Source organism: Veillonella caviae, from assembly GCF_003992125.1.
GTDB lineage: Bacteria > Bacillota > Negativicutes > Veillonellales > Veillonellaceae > Veillonella > Veillonella caviae.
Genome location: NZ_RQUY01000001.1, coordinates 150,779 through 172,386 on the forward strand (window position 1 = coordinate 150,779; position 21,608 = coordinate 172,386).

The following is a 21,608-nucleotide window of genomic DNA, read 5'->3' on the forward strand; positions in this document are numbered from 1 at the left end:
TAAGTATATGCTAATTAGTTTTGGCAGAAAGGTTTTAATTGAATGGATAATATAGATGGACTGTTACCCATAGGGTTTGGCATCGTATGTATACTTTTAATCAATTTTTTTGTGGTAGCTAAATTCTCTTTTGCTCGGTTGCGTAAGGAGCATGTAGAGGATATGGAAATTTTAGAGGAGAAAGATCGTAAATTCCTGTTACAACTCTATCAAAATCCTGAGTATTTCCTCAATACAACACAATTTTTAATCCTTTTTTTTATACTCGCTTTAGCAGGCACAGGTACCTATGTATTTGACACTATTATCGACGATATTATGATAGTTTTTAATATTCATGGTACCTGGGTTCATCATGTTTTAGATGTTGTATTATTGTTATTTATCAGCTTAATCGTTCTCATCTTTGGTGAAATTGTACCAAAAGCGTTAGGCCTATCATTTCCAACGAAATATGTGAATACTTATAGTCGAATTGTAGTTGGTGCAGGTCGCTTGGTGTATCCTTTTATCTGGATAGGTAGTAAAATTTCAAATCGTATTTTAAAATTTTACAAAACAAAATACTTAACTGAACTTGATTTAGTATATACGGAAGACGAAATTCGTATGATGATTTCTCGCAGTCACGAAGAAGGTCAATTAGATCAAGTAGAATCAGAGCTGATTGATAATGTATTCAATTTTGTAGAGCGAATGGCTAAGGAAGTTATGGTACCGCGCCAAGATGTAAATTGTATCTTTGTTGAAGATGGCTATGATGAAGCGATGAAGGTAATCCGTTCTACAGCACATACACGATATCCATTATGTGTAGAAGATAAGGACCATATTATCGGTTTAGTACATATTAAAGATTTAATGGAACGACCAAATCAAGCAAAGAAAGATTTGCGCAATGTGAAACGAGATATTCTTACTGTGCCAGAGGTGATGAAACTATCTACTTTGTTACAATATATGAGAACACGCCGCATCTATCAAGCAGTTGTAGTAGATGAGTACGGTGGTATGGTGGGTCTTGTTGGTTTAGAAGACATCATCGAAGAATTAGTAGGCGATATTCAAGACGAACATGAATCCCATTTGCCAGCTACTATGACTTATGCAGATGGTTCTTTTGAATTTGATGGTAAAGTCCTTGTTGATGAAGTGGCTGAAATTATGGATATTGATATTGAGGACTCTGATTCAGATACCATTGGTGGATATGTGTTTGGTTTGTTAGAACGAACGCCTATTGTAGGTGATACAGTAGAGGCTTATGGTTATTCATTTGAAGTTATTCAAATGCAAGGCTATCGGATTTCCCGTGTTCGAGTTGTACCAGTACCTGTAGAAGAGGCTGTAGACGAGGATGATCAACAAGAATCTTAATGGTGGTTTCAATACATCAGCCATCGTAATTAGTCGAAAAAAACATAAGCTTTACTCAGTATTTACCTTTATTACACCAAATTTAGGTATCATACGTGCTTCACTGCCCCACAAAAGATTACAAACATTGCGTAATAGTTCTTTTTTACGCCCTTTCAGTGGTATGTACATCACCGTTGTGCCTGATGGGGAGTATGTGAAAGTTACACAAATTGATGGGTCATATGTAGTAGAAACACTGGACAGCAATCTTGAAAATATTGCTTATACAGCGGTAGCTAGTGAGTTGATACAAGAGTTATTTGCTTTATATGATGTGGATCGAAGTGTATTTGATGTTGTAGCTAATTATTCTAAACAAATACGTAATCGAAATGTGAGATTAGCAACTATAATTTTAGGGTGGCAACTCCTAGCAAAATCTGGTGTGGTACCCCAGGGACATCTATTGTCATCCCTAGAAGAGAGTAGTCCATTTTGGCAAGAGTTATTCTTTGCAACTCATCGTTATCCAACGAAGGAGATGATGTCATCATTGGTACATGTTCTTAATTACGCTTGGAAATCAGAAGAGCACTTAGTAATTACAAAATCTACATGGTCTGAGCTAGAACAGTCTTTACTAGTTTTTGCTACAAGAGAAGTTGGAAAAGAGTTACAAAGTGTAAAATTCTTATTGACTTTATAGCAAAGAATAATTATACTTAAACTAAATAATAACTTGAACTCATTTTTGGTATTACAAAAAAGTAAGTCTAATTTCATAGTTTTACCTCATCTTGTATACCCTTGGCGAAATGGGTCAAGGCTTTCTAGCGCGAACCGTAATTCACGACTACAAGAGCAATTTAGCTTGCTCCTGTAGTCGTTTTTATTTTGTCTTTACCATTAATAAAGGAGGGATAGATTTTGTGTCAATAGGAAGACACGACAGCAGCTCTATATGTACCATCAAATTATGTATTCATATAGGAGATGTTTTAGTTACTTACAACGTGAATACAAGGGATGGTGCAGTAACAATTTAATAGGCAAGTGATTCTTATATCCAGTTTGGGTTTAACCATGAGGAGGGAGTACAATGCATACTATAAAAACTGGAAAAGGCTCTACTACGAAAGGTTTCTTGGATCGGTTCTTTAACTTATCTAACAATGGCACCAATGTACGGACGGAATTTTTTGCTGGTGTCACCATGTTTATTGCTTCTGTTTATATTTTAGCGGTTATCCCCAATTTATTAGTTGCTTCAGGCATGCCTCGTGAAAGTACGGTAGCCGCTGTTATATTAACCACCGCATTTGCTACAATGCTCATTGGGTTTGTGGCGAATATTCCTGTTGTTATTGCCCCAGGACTTGGTTTAAGTGCTTTTTTCTCCTATACTATTTGTGGTTCGATGGGACTTTCTTGGCAAACTGCTTTAGGGGCGGTATTTATTTCGGGTGCCGTTTTTGTAATTTTGACAGTAACACGTATATTGAATCGCATCATAGATAGTATTCCACAAGTATTGAAAACATCTATAGGTGTTGGCATAGGCTTATTTATTGCTTTCATTGGTTTTAAAAACGCTCATATTATTGTAGCTGATAAAGCAACCTTTGTAGGTCTAGGTAATATGCAAGATCCCGCTGTATTACTGACCTTATTTGGCCTAATTATTACAAGCGTTCTTTTGGCTAAACAAGTCAAGGGTGGATTATTAATTGGTATGGTTATTACTACGGTGCTTGCTATGGCATTAGGGATTACAAAAGTACCGCAGTCTTTGTCCGATATTTTTAACTTAGTACCTCCAATACCAGTAGATACATTTGGTCAATTTGATATTAAAAGCGCATTTGCGTACGGAATTGTGTCTATTATTTTTTCTATTACCATTGTTGATATGTTTGATAATATTGGTACCCTTATTGGGGTTACTAGAAAAGCTAACTTAGTAGGGCCTGATGGCAAATTTAAAGGTCTTAACAAGGCATTACTCTGTACGTCTATTGCGGCTGCTGGTGGTGCTATTATTGGTACATCTACAGTGACTTCCTATATTGAAAGTGCTGCTGGTGTAGCTGATGGTGGGCGCACTGGTTTAACGGCAGTAGTAACGGGTTTACTATATGTAGTATCTTTATTTTTTGCCCCTTTATTTTTGTTAGTTCCGGCACAAGCCACAGCACCAGTACTCATTATTGTAGGTGTATTTATGATAAGTGAAGTAATTCATATAGATTTTAGTGATTTTACTGAGGCTTTGCCTGCATTTTTAACAATTTTATTGATGCCATTAACATTTAGTATCGCTCAAGGTATATCCTTTGGTTTTGTATCCTATACTTTAATTAAAATGGCTACCGGTCGTTTTAAAGACATTCATCCTATTATGTATGCATTAACAATCGCTTTTATCATTCACTTTGCTATGTAAAGAGGTGATAGTATGAACGGGAATATACAAATTGTAAAAGGGCATATTTTGTTTACTAAAAGTCCTGAAGCTTTCACCATTATTGAAAATGGATATATCGTTGTTGAAGGACCGTGCATTCAATACGTTGGTGAATCGTTGCCCATAGAATATGAGGATTATCATATTACGGATTATGGGGATACATTAATTATTCCTGGATTTGTAGATACTCATGTACATGGACCGCAATATTGCAATCGTGGCCTTGGCATGGATATGGAATTATTGCCCTGGCTCAATACATATACTTTTCCAGAAGAAGAAAAATTTAAAGATACTGCTTATGCTAACATGGTATATACGTCATTTGTTAATGATTTGGTCAGAAATGGTACTACTCGGGCTGTAATATATGGTACTGTGCATTTACAAGGTACTGTTGAGCTTATGAAGGCTGTAGCAGATGCGAAGATATGCGCCTATGTGGGTAAAGTTAATATGGATCAAAATTCACCAGAGTATTTACTGGAAGATAGCAATCAATCCATTGTAGATACAATGCAAGCCATTTTAGTAGCTGAGCAATTTGAACCTTATGTGAGACCTATTATAACACCTCGATTTGCGCCTACTTGTTCTGGGCCATTGATGAGAGAATTAGGTAGATTAGCAAAGAAATATAATCTACCAGTACAATCACATTTATCAGAAAATCGAGGAGAAATTGATTGGGTGGCCGCACTCTTTCCAAAATCAAAAGATTATACATCTGTTTATGTAGATTATCATCTTATAGGTACTCAGCCTTGTATAATGGCTCATTGTATACATCTTAGTGATGATGAAATTGATATATTAGCACAGACCAATACATTAGTAGCTCATTGTCCGTATTCGAATAATAATTTATCTAGTGGCATCGCTCCTATACGCAAATTATTAGAGCGAGGGGTACCGATTTCTCTAGGATCTGATATTTCTGGTGGGCACTTAACATCAATGGCACGTGTTCTAACAGAGGCCATAGGCTTATCTAAAATGAAATGGGCTGAAGTAGACAAAGACTATAAACCTCTTACATTAAGTGAAGGATTTTACGGAGCTACTCGTGGAGGCGGTCAATTTTTTGGTAATGTAGGATCCTTTGAAATAGGGTATGAATTTGATGCTCTCGTTATCGATGATTCTAGTTTATTTGATATGAATGTACGCAGTCCTTTAGAAAGATTAGAACGATGGCTCTATATCGGAGATGACCGCCAAATTGCTAATCGTTATTGCAGAGGTCAGCAGTTATCTATATAGAATTTTGAAATTTTCTATGTCAGTGTAACTACATAGTATCAATGTATCAATGCATAAATGTATAGTGGATGTATAATTTATAGATATGAATATTTTGTATAGCTATGAATGAAATTACTTATACTATTACAATACAGAATGGACAAATGTATTCCTCTAATTGACACTGCATATAAACTTTATTTATAATATAACAATCTTATATTATATTTATTTCAAGGAGGAACGTATGAGTTTGTTGGGTAATATCAAAATTCATGCACTTACATTACTATTGACAGTAGTGGCTGAGTATATTGGTATCCAAAAATTTGGTGCCGTCGTTATGTTACCTTTATTGTATGCATTGATTCTTGGGCTTATCATTTCCATTCCCAAATTTAAGATTTTAACAGTGGAACAAATGGAAAAATCTGCTGATTATATTGGTATTGCCGTAATGTTATTAATGGTTAAAGTAGGCCTTGGCATTGGCCCTAACCTCGGCATTTTAACAAGTGCTGGGTGGGCGTTGATTCTTCAGGAATTGGGACATTTCTTTGGTACTATCATTTTCGGTTTACCTGTAGCATTGCTTTTAGGTATGCGACGTGAAGCAGTAGGAGCTTGCTATTCTGTAGATAGAGAACCTAATGTAGCTATTATCATTGATAAATTCGGTTTTAGTTCTCCAGAAGGACGTGGCGTTATGGGCATGTACATTTGTGGTGTGCTCATCGGTGCTATGTGGGTATCTGTATTAGCAGGTATATTGGCACAACTTGGTTGGTTCCATCCACTAGCTTTAGCTATGGGAGCTGGCGTTGGTTCTGCTAGTATGATGGCGGCTGCTACAGCACCTATCATTGCAGTATATCCTGAATTTGAACAACAAATTACAGCTTTAGCAGGCGCTGCTAATTTATTAACAACCGTTTTAGGCGTGTATTTTGGTTTATTTGTATCATTGCCTATCATGGAAAAAACATATAATTTCTTTACTGGTAGAACCCGTGAGCAAGATTTAGCAGAGGAGGCGGCTAATCATGAATAAAAGTGAAAAAATTATACAATTTATCATCGTTATTTGCATTGCTGCTATCATCACTGGCGTGGGTAATATTATGGATGGTAAACATCTATTAGGACCGAGTATGATGGGAGTATTTGTATTAGCTACTCTTGCTACTTTAGGAGCGTTAATTTCTTATTTACCAGTAGCAGATAAATTGCCTATGGTATTCTGGGTATCTTTAGTAGGTGTTATTGCATCTTTACCTGCTATGCCTGGTCAAGAATGGATCATTAAACAAACTAGCCAAGTTACATTCTTGGCTACTACTACACCCGTACTTGCTTATGCAGGTTTATCCTTAGGTAAAGATTTAGGTGCGTTTCGTCGTTTATCCTGGCGTATCGTCCCTGTAGCATTAGCTGTTACAGCAGGCACATTTATTTGTGCTGCTGCAGTAGCTCAATTCATGCTACATTTAGAAGGTGTTATTTAATCGTTTACTAATAATGTTTACAACACGCATATTAATATGTGTTAATCTTATTATAAAAGATGTAATATCGTTTATTTACATATAAAATCGACCGTTTTGAACGGTCGATTTTTATAGGAGATTATATGGGTAGATTAACAAAAGAAGAAGTGAAAGCTAAGGTCTGTGCTGCTATTGAAGCAGCGCAACCTAAATTACGGGAATTAGCAGAATCTATAATGGCAGAACCAGAACTTGGATATAAAGAGGTTAAAACATCTGCTAAAGTACAGGCTATATTTGATGAATTAAATATACCGTATACTAACAATCACGCTTTGACAGGTGTGAAGGGTAGGCTTAAAGGAAAACAATCTAATCGTACTGTAGCAATGATAGGTGAATTAGATGCTATCATATGTCCTCGACACCCACGGGCAGATGATTTGACTGGTGCTGCCCATTGTTGTGGTCATAATGTACAAATTGCCAATATGTTTGCTGTTGGTATGGGATTACAAGCTGTCATGGATGAACTAGGTGGGGATGTTGTATTATTTGCTGTTCCTGCAGAGGAAATGATTGAAGTCGATTTCCGTAATAAATTACGTGAACAAGGTAAAATTAAATATATGGGGGGTAAACAACAGCTCATATATGAAGATGCTTTTGATGATATTGATATGGCTATGCAAATGCATGTAGAAACGGCTAAAACGGAATCTGGTGAAATGGGTTTAGGCACTACATCTAATGGTTTTATTGCAAAACTCATCGAATACCATGGTAAGGTAGCTCACGCAGCGGCGGCTCCGCACGAAGGCATTAATGCATTAAATGCAGCCCTTATGGGGGTTATGGGGGTTAATTCTATACGTGAAACTTTCAAAGAAAGCGATTATTTTAGATTTCACCCCATTATTAATCAAGGAGGTACTCTTGTTAATTGTGTGCCAGACTATGTTCAAATGGAAAGCTATGTACGTGCTTCTAATATCGACGCTATTGTGGATGGTAATAAACGTGTTAATCGTGCTCTAACAGCTGGTGCTGATGCTATCGGTGCAACATGTATTATCAAAGATCTACCAGGATATTTACCGATGCGAGATAATCCTGATATGAATGAATTATTGCGGAATAATTCTGATACTGTTTTTGGAGAAGAAAATGTATATGAGCGTCCTCATATGACAGCTAGTACAGATATGGGTGATGTATCTCATATTATGCCTGTTATCCATCCTTGGGTAGGGTGTATTTCAGGGGTATTACACAGTGCAGAATATGAAATTACCGTACCTGATGTGGCATATATAAAAACAGCACAAGCTTTAGCAATGACCATTGTAGATTTACTTTATGATGAAGCAAAAGAGGCAGAACATGTATTGGCTAATTTTAAACCGGCCCTCACAAAAGAAAGTTATATTGCATTGATGGACTCTATTGAGGAAGCCTAGTCGTCATAAAAGATATAATTATCCTTTTTTATTCAAGGTATAGTACTTTTTTATAGTTCATGTTGTAATATATTTTTATGAGGAGTACATTTGATTGTTCTTGACAGTCATATTCTTAGGTTGTTACAATAATAATAAAATATGGTATATGCTATGATACAGAGGAGTAGACCCTTTTAGCGAGTGAGGATGGTGCAAGCTCACATGTGGTTGAAGGCGCTGTTGAGCATTGGCAGGAACATTATATACAAATACAATTTATATTTTTATATTTCTTGTAGTTTGTTATTAATTAGTAAAAGCCAACATAGAAAAAAAGAGGGCATGCGCCAAATAGGGTGGAACCGCGGGTAATACTCGTCCCTGTAACGATTTTCGTTACAGGGACTTTTTGTTTGTAACGAAAATATTTCATAGAAAGCATTGTAGTAGTGGAGGCATCAATGACATTTCAAGAGATTATTTTAAATCTACAAAAATTCTGGAGCGATCAAGGTTGTATCGTTCAAAATCCTTATGATATTGAAAAAGGCGCAGGTACAATGAATCCTGCTACATTCTTGCACGCCATTGGTCCTGAACCTTGGTCTGTATGTTATGTAGAACCATCCCGACGCCCAGCTGATGGTCGTTATGGTGACAATCCAAATCGTTTGTTCCAACATCATCAATTTCAAGTAATTGTAAAACCATCTCCAGATAACATTCAAGAATTATATCTTGAATCTTTGGCGGCTCTTGGCATTCATGCAGAAGATCACGATATTCGTTTCGTTGAAGATAACTGGGAATCCCCAACTTTAGGGGCTTGGGGACTTGGTTGGGAAGTATGGCTCGATGGAATGGAAGTAACGCAATTTACGTATTTTCAACAAGTTGGTTCTATCGACTGCAAACCAGTATCCGTAGAAATCACATATGGTTTAGAGCGTCTTGCTATGTACATTCAAGGTGTGGAAAACGTATATGATTTAAAATGGAATAACACTGTTACTTATGGTGATGTATGGCATGCTAATGAAGTAGAGCAATCTGTATACAATTTTGAATTAGCTGATACCGATATGTTGTTTAAGCTATTTGATATGTACGAAGCAGAAGCAAAACGCGTATGCGAAGCTGGCTATGTATTACCTGCTTATGACTATGTATTGAAATGTTCACATACATTTAACTTGCTTGATTCTCGCGGTGCTATTTCTATTAGTGAAAGAACAGCTTTTATCGGTCGTGTTCGTGCATTAGCGCGTATTTGTGCACAACAGTATTTAGCAAAACGAGAAGAACTAGGATTCCCACTTTTGAAAGGAGATAACTAAGATGGCAAAAGATTTATTATTTGAAATCGGTGCAGAAGAAATTCCTGCTGGCTTTATGCCTAATATCTTAGGGCAATTGAAACAATTGGCTATAACTAAATTAAACGATGCTCATCTTCCTTTTGAAAGTATCGCAACCTATGGTACACCTCGTCGGTTAGCTCTAATTGTAACAGGTTTGGCAGATACATCAGCAGACATTAGCGAACGCCATAAAGGTCCGTCCGCATCTATTGCTTACGATACAGAGGGCAATGCTACCAAAGCAGCTATCGGCTTTGCTCGCGGCAAAGGCATCGATGTAGCTGACCTCGTTGTAGAAGATGGATACATCTACGCAGAAACTAAAACGGCTGGCGTTCCTTCAAAAAATATCGTTGCAGACCTATTGCCAGAATTGATTCATAGCCTTAATTTCCCTAAATCCATGCATTGGGGGAGTCTAGATGCTAAATTTGTACGCCCTGTGCGTTGGCTTGTAGCGCTTCTCGATGAAGAAGTAATACCTGTAGAATTTGCAACTGTTACATCTAGCAATGTGACTCGTGGTCATCGTTTCTTAGGTGCTGATGAAATAATTATTGCTAATCCTGCATCTTATGTGCAAACATTAAAAGATAATTTTGTCATGGTTGACCAAGATGAAAGACGTCAAGTTATTACAGACCAATTACACGTTATTGCTAATGAAAAAAATGCGGATATCGTTTGGGATGATGATTTATTAGAGGAAATTAACTACCTCGTTGAATGGCCTACTGCATTATGTGGTGGATTTGAAGACTCTTACTTGTCATTGCCTGATGCAGCTATTATTACGCCAATGAAAGACCATCAACGGTACTTCCCATTGGTGAATAAAGAAGGCAAATTATTGCCAATGTTCTTGACTGTTCGCAATGGTTCTAATCACTCTATCGAAGTAGTACAAGCTGGTAATGAACGAGTATTGCGTGCTCGTTTAGATGATGCTAAATTCTTTTTTAACGAAGACCGCAAGAAATCATTAATCGATCGTCAAGAAGGGTTAACTAAAATCGTATTCCAAGAAGGTCTCGGTAATTTAGCAGACAAAACAGAACGTCTATTACAATTAGGTCGTGTGTTCGCTGAGACTTGTGGATTACACGAAGATGCTACAGTTGTACTTGAGCGAGCTACAGAGCTAGCAAAAACAGACCTTACCACAGGTATGGTTACAGAATTTACTGAATTACAAGGTGTAATGGGCAAAGAATATGCATTGCTAGATGGTGAATCAGAAGCTGTAGCAGAAGCTATTTTTGAACAATATTTACCTCGTTTTGCTGGTGATCTATTGCCAGTTACGGAAGCAGGCAAAGTATTGTCTATTATCGACAAAATTGATAATATAGTTGCTACTTTCAGCCGTGGACTTATTCCAACAGGTTCTCAAGATCCATATGCCTTGCGTCGCCAAACGATAGGTATTTTAAATATTTTACTTAATAGTGAATGGAACATCCCCCTTCAACCTATATTTGTAGAATCTATGAATTTACTCAATGTACCTTTGAATAAACAAGAGGAATTGTTACAGCAAGTAGAAGACTTCTTTATATTACGATTGAAAAATATATACCTAGATCGGGAAGTACCGCATCATATTCTCGACTTATTGTTGTCTAATCGTGAATTAACAGTAGCCGATGTAGACGGCTATGTAAAAGCATTGCAAGCAAATCGTATTGACGAAAATGTAGAACTCGTACAAGCTTATACTCGTATGTATAATCTTGTAAAAGATGTAACATTCATTGGTGTAAATGAATCTTTATTAACTGTAAAAGCAGAACAAGACTTATTTGCTGTTGCTACTATAGCAGCACAAGACAGCTTAGCTGCATGGTTAGACAGTGATTACGATACTATCGTGGCATTGCCAAATACTTTGGTACCGACTATTAACAAATTCTTTGAAGGTGTTATGGTTATGGATAAAGACGAAGCGATTAAAAATAATCGCTTACAATTACTAAGATTAGCTTATAATGTAATGGCTATTATCGGCGATATTAGTGCTTTAAAATAAAATACATATACAAAAAAACGAGGTTCCTAGGAGCCTCGTTTTGTATATAAATAGCCTTATATTTTTGTTATACCTTAAATATGAAGTTATATTTTAACTATTCATAACATAATTATTTTATGATTTACAGTTTAGTATTGAGTCATAGTATACTAATTAGAAATATTGCTTTAACTGTAATTAGAACACATCATCATGTATAGTCCTTTTATTTAATCAAATGCATCCCTTATATGCGAGGAACCTCACCTCAGATTTTATATCTATGTTGAGGTCTCTTCTTCATAGGGATGCATTTTTTTATTACACTAGAGATAAGCAGGAAATCGAAAGACTTACGACGAATAGTATAGGTATACAAAGTTGGTCAGGAGATATGGCATGATTACAAATATAGAACTATTTAATGCCTTACGAAATGTGACGGCAAAACGTGAAGGTTCACGACATAGAATTTTAATGGAATTATATACTATTGGTGAAGGAATTAGTCAACGTGTTTTAGTAGATACATTACACTTTAAACCTGCAACTGTATCGGAGCAATTAGAAATTCTCATTAACCAAGGTCTAGTAGAAAAACATATTGACATGATGGATAAACGAATTTCTGTGGTATCTTTAACTAATCGTGGCAGAGAAGAAGCTAAGGCCATGGTACACAAGCGAGAACAAGATTTAGAAGCGATGTTTATGGATTTAACACCTGCTGAGAAGGATATATTGTATAGTTTATTACAACGTATCATGATTAAATAATCTTGCTTCCTATGCGGAATATATGGATTTTAACTAATAATTTTATAGCACTATAAAATATACTGATAAAGAGTAGATTATATAAAGGAAATCCTTGCATTGTGAATGTTCTTTGTGATAATATATTACTGTTAATTTGAGACAGTCCGCTGCCTATAAGGTGTAGGTATTGAATGTCTGCAAACAGGAGGAAACAATGAACATTATTAACGTACTTGAACAAGAACAACTTCGTACAGACATCCCTACATTCCGCGCTGGTGACACAGTTCGTGTACACGTAAAAGTAGTGGAAGGTAGCCGTGAACGTATCCAAGTATTTGAAGGCTTGGTTATTAAACGTCAAAACGGTGGTGTTCGTGAAACTTTCACAGTTCGCCGTATTGCATCTGGTGTAGGTGTAGAACGTACATTCCCACTTCACAGTCCACGCTTAGCTAAAATCGAAGTTATGCGCCGTGGTATTGTTCGTCGTGCTAAATTGTACTACTTACGTAACCTTACTGGTAAAGCTGCTCGTATTCGCGAAAAACGCTAATGTTCATAAAAGGCTGCCGTTGGCAGCCTTTTATTTTTGTTATGATTAGACAATATGGATGTATCGTATATATAGCATTGACATACTGTATATAACATTGAGAAAGGAGATACTATGGTAGATTCACCTATCGTGCATTGGTTCCCAGGACATATGGCAAAAGCAACCCGAATGATTACGGAATATATTAAAAAAGTAGATGTAGTCATTGAGTTATTGGACGCTCGTATTCCTCGTAGTAGTGCTAATCCTGTTATTTTGGAATTAGTAGGTCAAAAACCACATATTGTACTGCTCAATAAAGTAGATTTGGCGGATTCATCGGCGACCAAAGAATGGGTTGAGTTTTTTACAAAACAAGGGATTACTGTTCTTACCATGGATTCTAAGTCTGGTAAAGGTAATAAAAAACTTATTAGTACAGTGGAGAAATTAAGCAAACCTACCATCGATAAATGGATTGCCAAAGGCATTCGTAGTCGATCTGTGCGCACCATTATCCTAGGAATTCCCAATGTAGGGAAATCCACTCTTATTAACTCATTAGCAGGCTCTGCTGCAACAAGAACAGCTAATAAAGCTGGGCATACTCGAGGTCAGCAGTGGGTTAAGATTGGTAAAAATTTGGAATTATTAGATACACCAGGTGTATTATGGCCTAAATTAGAAGACCAACGTGCAGCAGCTCGCCTAGCTATGACTGGGGCTATTTCCGATGATGTATATGATTTAGAACATGTGATCAAACAATTACTTGAGTTCTTACTTACTCATACACCTCATATATTGGTAGAACGATACAAATTAAAACCAGATGAAATGGAAAATGCTGATATTATCCTCGAAAGTATCGGACGTCGTCGCGGTTGTTTAGTAAGTGGCGGAATCGTAGATTTAGACAAAGCACGCCGTATTTTGTTGCAAGACTATAGAAATAGTAAATTAGGTAGTATTACCTTTGATACAGTAGATGAAGAGCCTTATTACATTGATGGCGAAATACCAGTACTTGAAGGTGAATAGTGATGACAGAAATCGAATTTTCCAAGCTAACAGTAAAAGATGTTAAAACTTTGCTTGAAGGCCCTAATGCACAAAACTATATATCATTAGCTAGTGCTGATAGTCGTAGTTCCGTTCAAAAGTTAGCTGCTGCATATATTAAACGGCAAGAAAAGATATTCTTAGAACAACAACGTATCATGAATATGTATGATTACGAAGGTATGTTTTATGATGAAGGTTTATATCATGTAGCTGGCGTCGATGAAGTCGGTCGGGGCCCTGTTGCAGGACCTGTAACGGTAGCTGCTGTTATATTACCACCTATGACAATTATTCCTGGATTAAATGACTCTAAAAAATTGACAGAAGAGAAACGAGAGGCTTTGTATGATATCATTATGCAAGAAGCTGTAGCCGTTAGTTGTGTATCTTATGATGCAAATACAATAGATCGTCTCAATATCTATGAAGCTACCCGTCAAGCTATGTATGAAGCAATACGTACATTGTCAGTTCCTGCAGAGGCGGTTGTGGCAGATGCGATGAAATTACCTGATTTAACTATTCCTGTAGAATCTATTATAAAAGGGGATAGTAAAAGCGCCAATATTGCTGCTGCATCCATCATCGCTAAAGTTACACGAGATCGATATATGGTTAGTATGGAACAAGAATATCCTGGTTATGGATTTGATGTACATAAAGGGTACTATACCGAATTGCACAAAGAAGCCTTACATAATCAAGGGATAACACCACTTCATCGGAAAAGTTTTGAACCCATAAAATCAATGGTCGGTTGGATGCGAAATAGTTAGTTTTTATATAAATCTAATAAGTCATTTACAATACTAAAGTGTATTATTTTTATTAAATATCTTATACAATCGATTTATTCATTATCACTGATGAATGAGTAAAAAGTGAAAAATAGGTTAAAAAGAGGTTCCTAATAGTCACCCCCGTGACTATTAGGAACCTCTTTTCTATTTACTTTTAGACTTAAATATTCTTATGCTGTATTTAAGATAATTTTTACATATCTATATACATAAGGAGGATAGTATGGAAACGATTATAACTGGTAAACAAGGTCGTGATCTAGACGCTAAAATGTTAGGAACTTTTGGTGAAGATACAGCAAAAGCATATATTGAAAAATTAGGCTTTACTATTGTAGAAACCAACTATAAAACACGGCTAGGTGAAATCGATATCATAGCGAAGCAAGGTTTAACTTATCATTTTATTGAAATTAAGACTCGTAGAGGCATTAATTACGGACTGCCAAGGGAAGCTGTATCGCGAAAAAAACAGAAACATATTAAACAGGCAGCCATGTTGTTTATCTATGATTTACGACAACGGAAAAGACGATGGAAAGAAATATCTTTTGATGTAGTAGAAGTATATTTACACGATGATTTTCAAACGACTGTACATTATATACCTCAGTGTTTTTGACAATTTTATGCTATTAATGAACAGTATTTAGATTATATCTGATATACATGAAAGGAGCCATTATGTACGCCAAGGTATATGGCGCCACCTTAGATGGCATGGATGGCGTTATCGTTACTGTAGAGGTGGATATATCACAAGGATTACCTGTATTTGATATCGTAGGTCTTCCTAATCAAGCTGTTAAAGAGTCTCGTGAACGTGTACGAGCAGCCATAAAAAATAGTCATTATGAGTTCCCTATGCGTCGTATTGTTGTTAATTTAGGTCCTGCAGAGGTTAGAAAAAGCAGTTCAGGATTAGACCTAGCTATAGCTATTGGTATATTAGCTGCATCAGGGCAAATCAAATTACGAAAAAAAGCATTGCAGACTTTATTACAAACAAGCTTATTTGTAGGTGAATTACTATTAGACGGACAGACTCATAAGACAAGAGGCATTCTCAGTATGGCATTGGCTAGTACTGAATATGGTTTGCACTCTATATTTACTAGTGAAGAAAATATAGGCCTATTAAAACCGATTAAACAGCTACAAACTTATGGAGCACGAGATTTAGAAAGATTTGTTCAAATCTTGGAACATAGAGATATATATGAGTCTATAGATGGTGAAACAGCACTAGTTGAGGATGTATATGATATAGATTATGCTGATGTGCAAGGTCAAGATGTAGGAAAACGAGCCATGATTATCAGTGCTTGTGGATTTCATCATCTTATGATGGTAGGGCCACCTGGTTCCGGAAAAACAATGTTAGCAGAACGTCTTCCTACTATATTGCCATCTATGACATGGGACGAGCAATTAGAGGTTACGAGAATCTACGATGTAGCAGGTCTATTAGGCGAATCTACATTTATCAGAAAACGACCATTTCGCAGTCCCCATCATACATCAACTATTATCAGTATTGTAGGTGGTGGTACAAAGGTAAAACCTGGTGAAATTACATTGGCTCATAATGGCATATTATTTCTTGATGAAGCACCTGAATTTAATAGTATCGTATTAGATGCATTACGACAGCCGTTAGAATCACATCGCATTAGCATTAGTCGTTATCAAGGCACCTATGAATATCCTGCGAAGTGTATCTGTATTATTGCAGCTAATCCATGTCCTTGTGGATATCATGGAGATGTTCATAAAGCTTGTGTATGTACGAGTACGGCTATTCATAAATATAAGCGTCGTTTATCGGGGCCCATTTTAGACCGCATGGATCTATTCATTTCTATGGAGAGACCCACATTAGATGATATGTTAGGGATAAGTGGCAATTGTATAAGTAGTGCAGATATGAAAGAAATAGTAAATCAAGGCAGAAAAGCACAGGAAATCCGTTTTAAAGGGTTATCATTTACACATAATGGATTAATGCCTCATCAAAGTATACGTGAATTATGTAATATTCAAGATGCGTCATGGCATTTAATAGGTGAATTATTTGAACAATTTCAATTAACAGGGCGCTCTTTTGATCGATTATTGAAAGTAGCACGAACCATTGCCGATATTGAAGACTGCCCCTATGTAGGTAATGAACATATAACAGAAGCTATGATGTATCGCTATAATTTTTAATACGGGAGGTTATTATGGAACAGCTATATGAAAGCAATTTTTATATTTGTGGCATGCAACATATTCCTTATTTAGGAGCTACGGCGATACGTAATTTAATTGAAACATATGGTGGTCCTTTTGAAGCTTGGTGTGCCTTACAAGACAGAAATAAATTAAAAGCTATTATTGGTATACAGCCTAAGAAAATACCAGCTATTATGAAAGCAGCAACGCAAGAAAGTCTAGCACACTTACATAATGTATTAGAAAAATATCACATAACGTGGATTACCTATTTAGATATGTTGTTTCCGGCAAGATTGCAAGAAATATATAATCCACCAGCAGTTATTTTTGTGAGAGGTAATATTGATTTACTAAAAGACGAAACTTTCAAAATCGCCATGGTAGGCGCTCGCCATTGTAGTGATTATGGGCGTAATGTGGCAAGATATTTGGGCAGAGAATTATCAAATTATGATGTAGCTATCGTCAGTGGTGGTGCACGAGGCATTGATAGTCACAGTCATGAAGGAGCGTTAGCCAATAATGGTCAAGTGATTATAGTCCTCGGATGTGGTCTCGATATTGTATATCCACCAGAAAATAAACAATTATTTGATGCTGTTATCGCTAATAATGGATTATTATTATCTGAATATACACCTGGTACACCACCAACAGGTAAACATTTTCCTATGAGAAATCGTATTATTGGAGGATTATCTACAGTTGTTATTGTAGTAGAAGCTCGTGCAAGTAGCGGGTCATTAATTACCGCAGATATGGCCAATAGCGATGGTCGAGAAATATACGTTGTACCAGGTAGTATTTTGAGTTCTGCTGCAGAAGGTAGTCATTGGTTAATCAGACAAGGCGCCCATGTACTCACCAAGGCACAAGACCTAGTGGAAGATTACAATCTAGCAATACGTTTAGTTGATACAAAAGGGAACAATGTGATAAGCTGTAAATTAGAATCCGAAACAGTATTAGATTTAATTCCATTTGATACGTGTATTAGTGTAGATAAATTAATACGAAAAACAGGGATTCCATTACAACGAATACAAAGCATATTATTAGACCTGGAGATGAAGCATCTCATAGAAAAGGTTCAGTCTAGGGGATATATTAAAATTATGGGGAGTGAAGTCATTGTCCATTAAACGGTCAATCGTAATTGGTGAATCTAAGGATTCATCAGAAGAAACGACGAAAAAAAAACGTAAACAGTCTGTTAAAGAGTCTTTAACGCCAGTTGGTGTTGTTCATGATAAATCTATTATATCCACATCCATACCACCAGAGCAGCGTGAGCCACGCGTATATAATCCGAATGGCAAAATATTAGTCATTGTAGAATCACCAGCAAAATCAAAAACAATAGAAAAATTTTTAGGCCCTAATTATATTGTAAAAGCTAGTATGGGGCATTTACGAGATTTGCCAAAATCTCAAATGGGAATCGATATTGAAAACAATTTTGCCCCTCGCTATAGTAATCTAGTAACTAGAAAAAAAGTAATTGATGATCTTGTCGCTCATGCTGATGAAAGTAGCGCTGTATTGCTCGCTACTGACCCGGATCGCGAGGGGGAAGCTATTTCGTGGCATTTAGCATATATTTTAAATGTAGATACTACATCTAATTGCCGTATTACATTTAATGAGATTACGAAGACTGCTATTGCTGATGCATTAGAGCATCCTAGAACCATAGATATGAATATGGTAGATGCACAGCAAGCTCGTCGTGTATTAGATCGTATTGTAGGTTATAAATTGAGTCCATTATTGTGGAAAAAAGTATGTAAAGGGCTTAGTGCGGGACGTGTACAATCTGTAGCCGTACGTCTCATCTGTGAGAGAGAAAGAGAGATTCAGGCTTTTATACCAAAAGAATATTGGTCTATTGAAGGTACTTTCAAAACAAAGAAGAATGAAGAATTTAAAGCTGAATTAACACAGATAAAAGGCGAAAAGATTGATATTTGTAATGAAGATGATGCTATTGCTATTAAATCGGCTATTGAAAATCATGAAGCTACGGTTACAGAAGTGAAAAAAAGTAAACGTAGCCGCAAAGCAGCACCACCGTTTACAACATCTACATTACAACAAGATGGTGTACGCAAACTCAATTTTGGTGCGAAACGAACTATGATGATTGCACAACATTTGTACGAAGGTCTTGAAATAGGTTCTTATGGACATGTGGGTTTGATTACTTATATGCGTACCGATTCGACACGTATTTCTAAGGAAATGCAGGAACAATCGCGGGATTTTATTAAACGTACTTATGGTGATGAGTATTATCCAGCAAAACCTAATGTGTATGGGTCTAAAGAATCTGCTCAAGATGCACACGAGGCTATTCGTCCAACGTCATTAGAATTGACACCTAAGATGGTGGAGCCTTACTTAAATCGAGATGAGTTAAAACTATATACACTGATTTGGAATCGATTTTTGGCTAGCCAAATGGCGCCACAACAAAATGAGCTACTTACGATAGAGCTCGATATCGATAAAACATATACATTTAGAGCTACTGGTTCTAAAGTATTATTCCCTGGTTTTAGTGTCGTTTATGAAGACGCTAAAAAAGAAGAAACACCACGATTACCATCTCTAAAAAAATTAGATGTAGTCAACACCGTAAATATCAACCCAGAGCAACATTTTACACAACCACCGGCACGCTATTCTGAGGCAAGCCTCATCAAAACATTAGAAGAGCTTGGAATAGGTCGCCCTAGTACATATGCGCCAATCCTAGATACGATTGTCAGCAGAAATTATGTAGAAACAAATAATAAACAATTTATTCCTACCGAACTCGGTTTTGTGGTAGTCGATTTCTTGATGGCTTATTTTGAAAAAATTATTAACACTGGTTTTACTGCAGAGCTGGAAGAAGAATTAGATGCTATCGCTAATGGCAAGGATACATATGTAAAAGTATTACAAGATTTCTATGATGTATTTAAATCTGAATTAGATGATGCTAGCGATGTAGATAAAATTCAAATCGCTTCTATGGAAAGCGACGAAACTTGTGAACTTTGCGGTAGCCCTATGGTGTATAAATTTGGTCGCTATGGAAAATTCTTAGCATGTTCGAATTTTCCAGACTGTAAGAATACGAAACCGATTACGATAGGTACTAGTGTAACATGTCCTAAATGTGGTGAAGGGGAAATTGTAGAAAGGAAATCGAAACGAGGTCGTCTATTCTACGGCTGTAACCGCTACCCACAATGTGATTTTACATTATGGGACAAGCCAACTCACGAATTCTGCGACACTTGTGGCAGTATTATGGTTGAAAAAACGTATAAAAATGGAACCACAAAGAAATTCTGTTCCAATGATACATGTCCAACAAGACCTAAAAAGAAAACGAGAAAGAAAAATGAAGAAGCAGTAGAAACTGCTCAAACAGAGGATACAACGAGTGAATCAAAATAAAGTAATTGTAATTGGAGCCGGACTTGCTGGCTCTGAAGCGGCTTGGCAATTAGCAAATGCTGGCGTCCAAGTCGATTTATATGAAATGAGACCTATCAAATCATCTCCTGCACATGAAACAGATCAATTTGCAGAGCTGGTATGTAGTAATTCACTACGTGCCGGTAATATTGAAAATGCAGTAGGCCTATTAAAAGAAGAAATGCGTCGCTTAGGTTCTCTTATAATGGAATGTGCCGATGCTACTGCTGTGCCAGCAGGTGGTGCTCTAGCGGTAGATCGTCATCTCTTTAGTGGTATGGTGACAGATAAAATAAAATCCCATGCGAATATTACCGTCCATCGTGAAGAGGTAACATCGATTCCAGAGGAAGGTATTGTTATCTTTGCATCAGGACCATTAACATCAGAACCATTAGGCAATGCTATTAAAGAATTAACAGGGGCTAGCGATTTCTATTTTTACGATGCAGCAGCACCTATTGTGACGGCTGAATCCTTAAATTATAATAAAGTATTTGCTGCTTCTCGTTACGATAAAGGTGATGCGGATTACTTGAACTGTCCTATGACAGAAGAAGAATACAAACATTTCTGGCATGAACTCACTCATGCTGAAGCAGTACAACCAAAGGATTTTGAAAAAGAAATCTATTTTGAAGGTTGCATGCCCGTTGAAATTATGGCATCTCGAGGGGAAGATACATTGCGCTACGGTCCATTAAAACCAGTCGGTTTAGTAGATAAACGTACCAATGAAGAATCCTATGCAGTGGTACAGCTTCGCAAGGAAAACAAAGAGGCCACTATGTTCAATCTCGTAGGTTTCCAAACACATTTAAAATGGGGAGAACAAAAGCGTGTATTTGGTCTCATTCCAGGATTAGAAAATGCTGAGTTTATTCGCTATGGTGTGATGCACCGCAACACATATATCAATTCTCCTGAACTGTTAAATCATGCCTTCCAATTAAAATCTAACCATCGTTTATTCTTTGCTGGCCAAATGACTGGTGTAGAAGGTTATCTTGAATCTGCTGCATCAGGTCTCATGGTTGGTTTGCAAGTAAAACGATTATTAGACGATAAGGAGTTTATCAATTTTCCAAGAACAACTGCCATTGGTTCCTTAAGCCATTATATTTCTGCTTATGAAGGGGATAATTTCCAACCTATGAATGTTAATTTTGGTATCATGGATCCATGGCCTACTAAAGTACGCAAGAAAAAAGAGAAAAATGCTCTCATCGCCAACCGTGCATTAGAGGATTTAACGGTTTTAAAAGAACAAGAACAAATTTAATGGTATACGCTATATCATATATGATATATTATACACATCATATATCTAAGTATATAACCATTTCATATAACCTTGGTATACAACAAAACGCCTTATCATTG

At 36.6% G+C, this 21,608-nt stretch carries 18 protein-coding genes and 1 riboswitch; all 18 genes read left to right on the top strand.

Annotated features, from left to right (window positions below):
* Nucleotides 1-42: 42 nt before the first annotated feature.
* Nucleotides 43-1,377, top strand: coding sequence for a hemolysin family protein (locus EO120_RS00755; protein WP_127133598.1), 1,335 nt, complete (start codon nucleotides 43-45; stop codon nucleotides 1,375-1,377).
* A complete protein-coding gene (locus EO120_RS00760) occupies nucleotides 1,358-2,065 on the top strand; it encodes a DNA recombination protein RecO (RefSeq protein ID WP_164725707.1) in 708 nt (235 codons plus the stop codon). The genes EO120_RS00755 and EO120_RS00760 overlap by 20 nt, the downstream gene beginning before the upstream one ends.
* Nucleotides 2,066-2,136: 71 nt before the next feature.
* Nucleotides 2,137-2,235: riboswitch (purine riboswitch) on the top strand.
* A 223-nt stretch (nucleotides 2,236-2,458) separates the two neighbouring features.
* Nucleotides 2,459-3,802 carry an NCS2 family permease gene (locus EO120_RS00765; RefSeq protein ID WP_127133599.1) on the top strand — a complete coding sequence of 448 codons (1,344 nt, stop codon included), beginning with the start codon at nucleotides 2,459-2,461 and terminating at the stop codon, nucleotides 3,800-3,802.
* Nucleotides 3,803-3,814: 12 nt separating this feature from the next.
* Nucleotides 3,815-5,089: an amidohydrolase family protein gene (locus EO120_RS00770; protein ID WP_127133600.1), complete on the top strand. Its 1,275-nt coding sequence runs from the start codon at nucleotides 3,815-3,817 to the stop codon at nucleotides 5,087-5,089.
* Between the two features lie 229 nt (nucleotides 5,090-5,318).
* Nucleotides 5,319-6,122 carry a DUF3100 domain-containing protein gene (locus tag EO120_RS00775; protein WP_127133601.1) on the top strand — a complete coding sequence of 268 codons (804 nt, stop codon included), beginning with the start codon at nucleotides 5,319-5,321 and terminating at the stop codon, nucleotides 6,120-6,122.
* The gene (locus tag EO120_RS00780; protein WP_127133602.1) at nucleotides 6,115-6,576 is read left to right on the top strand and encodes a hypothetical protein; all 462 of its coding nucleotides are present in this window, start codon (nucleotides 6,115-6,117) and stop codon (nucleotides 6,574-6,576) included. The genes EO120_RS00775 and EO120_RS00780 overlap by 8 nt, the downstream gene beginning before the upstream one ends.
* Before the next feature lie 125 nt (nucleotides 6,577-6,701).
* Nucleotides 6,702-8,018, top strand: a complete 1,317-nt coding sequence (locus EO120_RS00785) for an amidohydrolase (protein WP_127133603.1) — start codon at nucleotides 6,702-6,704, stop codon at nucleotides 8,016-8,018.
* 443 nt (nucleotides 8,019-8,461) lie between these two features.
* Nucleotides 8,462-9,337, top strand: coding sequence for a glycine--tRNA ligase subunit alpha (gene glyQ / locus EO120_RS00790; RefSeq protein ID WP_127133604.1), 876 nt, complete (start codon nucleotides 8,462-8,464; stop codon nucleotides 9,335-9,337).
* Nucleotide 9,338: 1 nt separating this feature from the next.
* A complete protein-coding gene (gene glyS / locus EO120_RS00795) occupies nucleotides 9,339-11,390 on the top strand; it encodes a glycine--tRNA ligase subunit beta (RefSeq protein WP_127133605.1) in 2,052 nt (683 codons plus the stop codon).
* A 381-nt stretch (nucleotides 11,391-11,771) separates the two neighbouring features.
* Complete coding sequence (locus tag EO120_RS00800) at nucleotides 11,772-12,149, top strand: MarR family winged helix-turn-helix transcriptional regulator (protein ID WP_127133606.1); 378 nt, start codon at nucleotides 11,772-11,774, stop codon at nucleotides 12,147-12,149.
* Nucleotides 12,150-12,345: 196 nt separating this feature from the next.
* Entirely contained in the window at nucleotides 12,346-12,687 is a 342-nt protein-coding gene (gene rplS / locus EO120_RS00805; RefSeq protein WP_127133607.1) for a 50S ribosomal protein L19, read from the top strand.
* Between the two features lie 114 nt (nucleotides 12,688-12,801).
* Nucleotides 12,802-13,710, top strand: a complete 909-nt coding sequence (gene ylqF, locus EO120_RS00810; protein ID WP_127133608.1) for a ribosome biogenesis GTPase YlqF — start codon at nucleotides 12,802-12,804, stop codon at nucleotides 13,708-13,710.
* 2 nt (nucleotides 13,711-13,712) lie between these two features.
* Complete coding sequence (locus tag EO120_RS00815) at nucleotides 13,713-14,510, top strand: ribonuclease HII (protein WP_127133609.1); 798 nt, start codon at nucleotides 13,713-13,715, stop codon at nucleotides 14,508-14,510.
* Nucleotides 14,511-14,757: 247 nt separating this feature from the next.
* Nucleotides 14,758-15,156: a YraN family protein gene (locus EO120_RS00820; protein ID WP_127133610.1), complete on the top strand. Its 399-nt coding sequence runs from the start codon at nucleotides 14,758-14,760 to the stop codon at nucleotides 15,154-15,156.
* 62 nt (nucleotides 15,157-15,218) lie between these two features.
* Nucleotides 15,219-16,745 (top strand): YifB family Mg chelatase-like AAA ATPase, encoded by a 1,527-nt coding sequence (locus EO120_RS00825; protein ID WP_127133611.1) that lies wholly within the window; start codon nucleotides 15,219-15,221, stop codon nucleotides 16,743-16,745.
* A 14-nt stretch (nucleotides 16,746-16,759) separates the two neighbouring features.
* Nucleotides 16,760-17,896, top strand: coding sequence for a DNA-processing protein DprA (gene dprA / locus EO120_RS00830; RefSeq protein WP_127133612.1), 1,137 nt, complete (start codon nucleotides 16,760-16,762; stop codon nucleotides 17,894-17,896).
* On the top strand, nucleotides 17,886-20,204 hold the full coding sequence (gene topA / locus EO120_RS00835) for a type I DNA topoisomerase (RefSeq protein WP_127133613.1): 2,319 nt from the start codon (nucleotides 17,886-17,888) through the stop codon (nucleotides 20,202-20,204). Before dprA ends, topA begins: the two co-directional genes overlap by 11 nt.
* On the top strand, nucleotides 20,191-21,507 hold the full coding sequence (gene trmFO, locus EO120_RS00840; protein WP_127133614.1) for a methylenetetrahydrofolate--tRNA-(uracil(54)-C(5))-methyltransferase (FADH(2)-oxidizing) TrmFO: 1,317 nt from the start codon (nucleotides 20,191-20,193) through the stop codon (nucleotides 21,505-21,507). Before topA ends, trmFO begins: the two co-directional genes overlap by 14 nt.
* Nucleotides 21,508-21,608 lie beyond the last annotated feature (101 nt).

Coding starts and splice junctions, on each gene's coding strand:
- EO120_RS00755 (WP_127133598.1), top strand. CDS start 43: ATGGATAATATAGATGGACTGTTACCCATAGGGTTTGGCATCGTATGT.
- EO120_RS00760 (WP_164725707.1), top strand. CDS start 1,358: ATGATCAACAAGAATCTTAATGGTGGTTTCAATACATCAGCCATCGTA.
- EO120_RS00765 (WP_127133599.1), top strand. CDS start 2,459: ATGCATACTATAAAAACTGGAAAAGGCTCTACTACGAAAGGTTTCTTG.
- EO120_RS00770 (WP_127133600.1), top strand. CDS start 3,815: ATGAACGGGAATATACAAATTGTAAAAGGGCATATTTTGTTTACTAAA.
- EO120_RS00775 (WP_127133601.1), top strand. CDS start 5,319: ATGAGTTTGTTGGGTAATATCAAAATTCATGCACTTACATTACTATTG.
- EO120_RS00780 (WP_127133602.1), top strand. CDS start 6,115: ATGAATAAAAGTGAAAAAATTATACAATTTATCATCGTTATTTGCATT.
- EO120_RS00785 (WP_127133603.1), top strand. CDS start 6,702: ATGGGTAGATTAACAAAAGAAGAAGTGAAAGCTAAGGTCTGTGCTGCT.
- glyQ (WP_127133604.1), top strand. CDS start 8,462: ATGACATTTCAAGAGATTATTTTAAATCTACAAAAATTCTGGAGCGAT.
- glyS (WP_127133605.1), top strand. CDS start 9,339: ATGGCAAAAGATTTATTATTTGAAATCGGTGCAGAAGAAATTCCTGCT.
- EO120_RS00800 (WP_127133606.1), top strand. CDS start 11,772: ATGATTACAAATATAGAACTATTTAATGCCTTACGAAATGTGACGGCA.
- rplS (WP_127133607.1), top strand. CDS start 12,346: ATGAACATTATTAACGTACTTGAACAAGAACAACTTCGTACAGACATC.
- ylqF (WP_127133608.1), top strand. CDS start 12,802: ATGGTAGATTCACCTATCGTGCATTGGTTCCCAGGACATATGGCAAAA.
- EO120_RS00815 (WP_127133609.1), top strand. CDS start 13,713: ATGACAGAAATCGAATTTTCCAAGCTAACAGTAAAAGATGTTAAAACT.
- EO120_RS00820 (WP_127133610.1), top strand. CDS start 14,758: ATGGAAACGATTATAACTGGTAAACAAGGTCGTGATCTAGACGCTAAA.
- EO120_RS00825 (WP_127133611.1), top strand. CDS start 15,219: ATGTACGCCAAGGTATATGGCGCCACCTTAGATGGCATGGATGGCGTT.
- dprA (WP_127133612.1), top strand. CDS start 16,760: ATGGAACAGCTATATGAAAGCAATTTTTATATTTGTGGCATGCAACAT.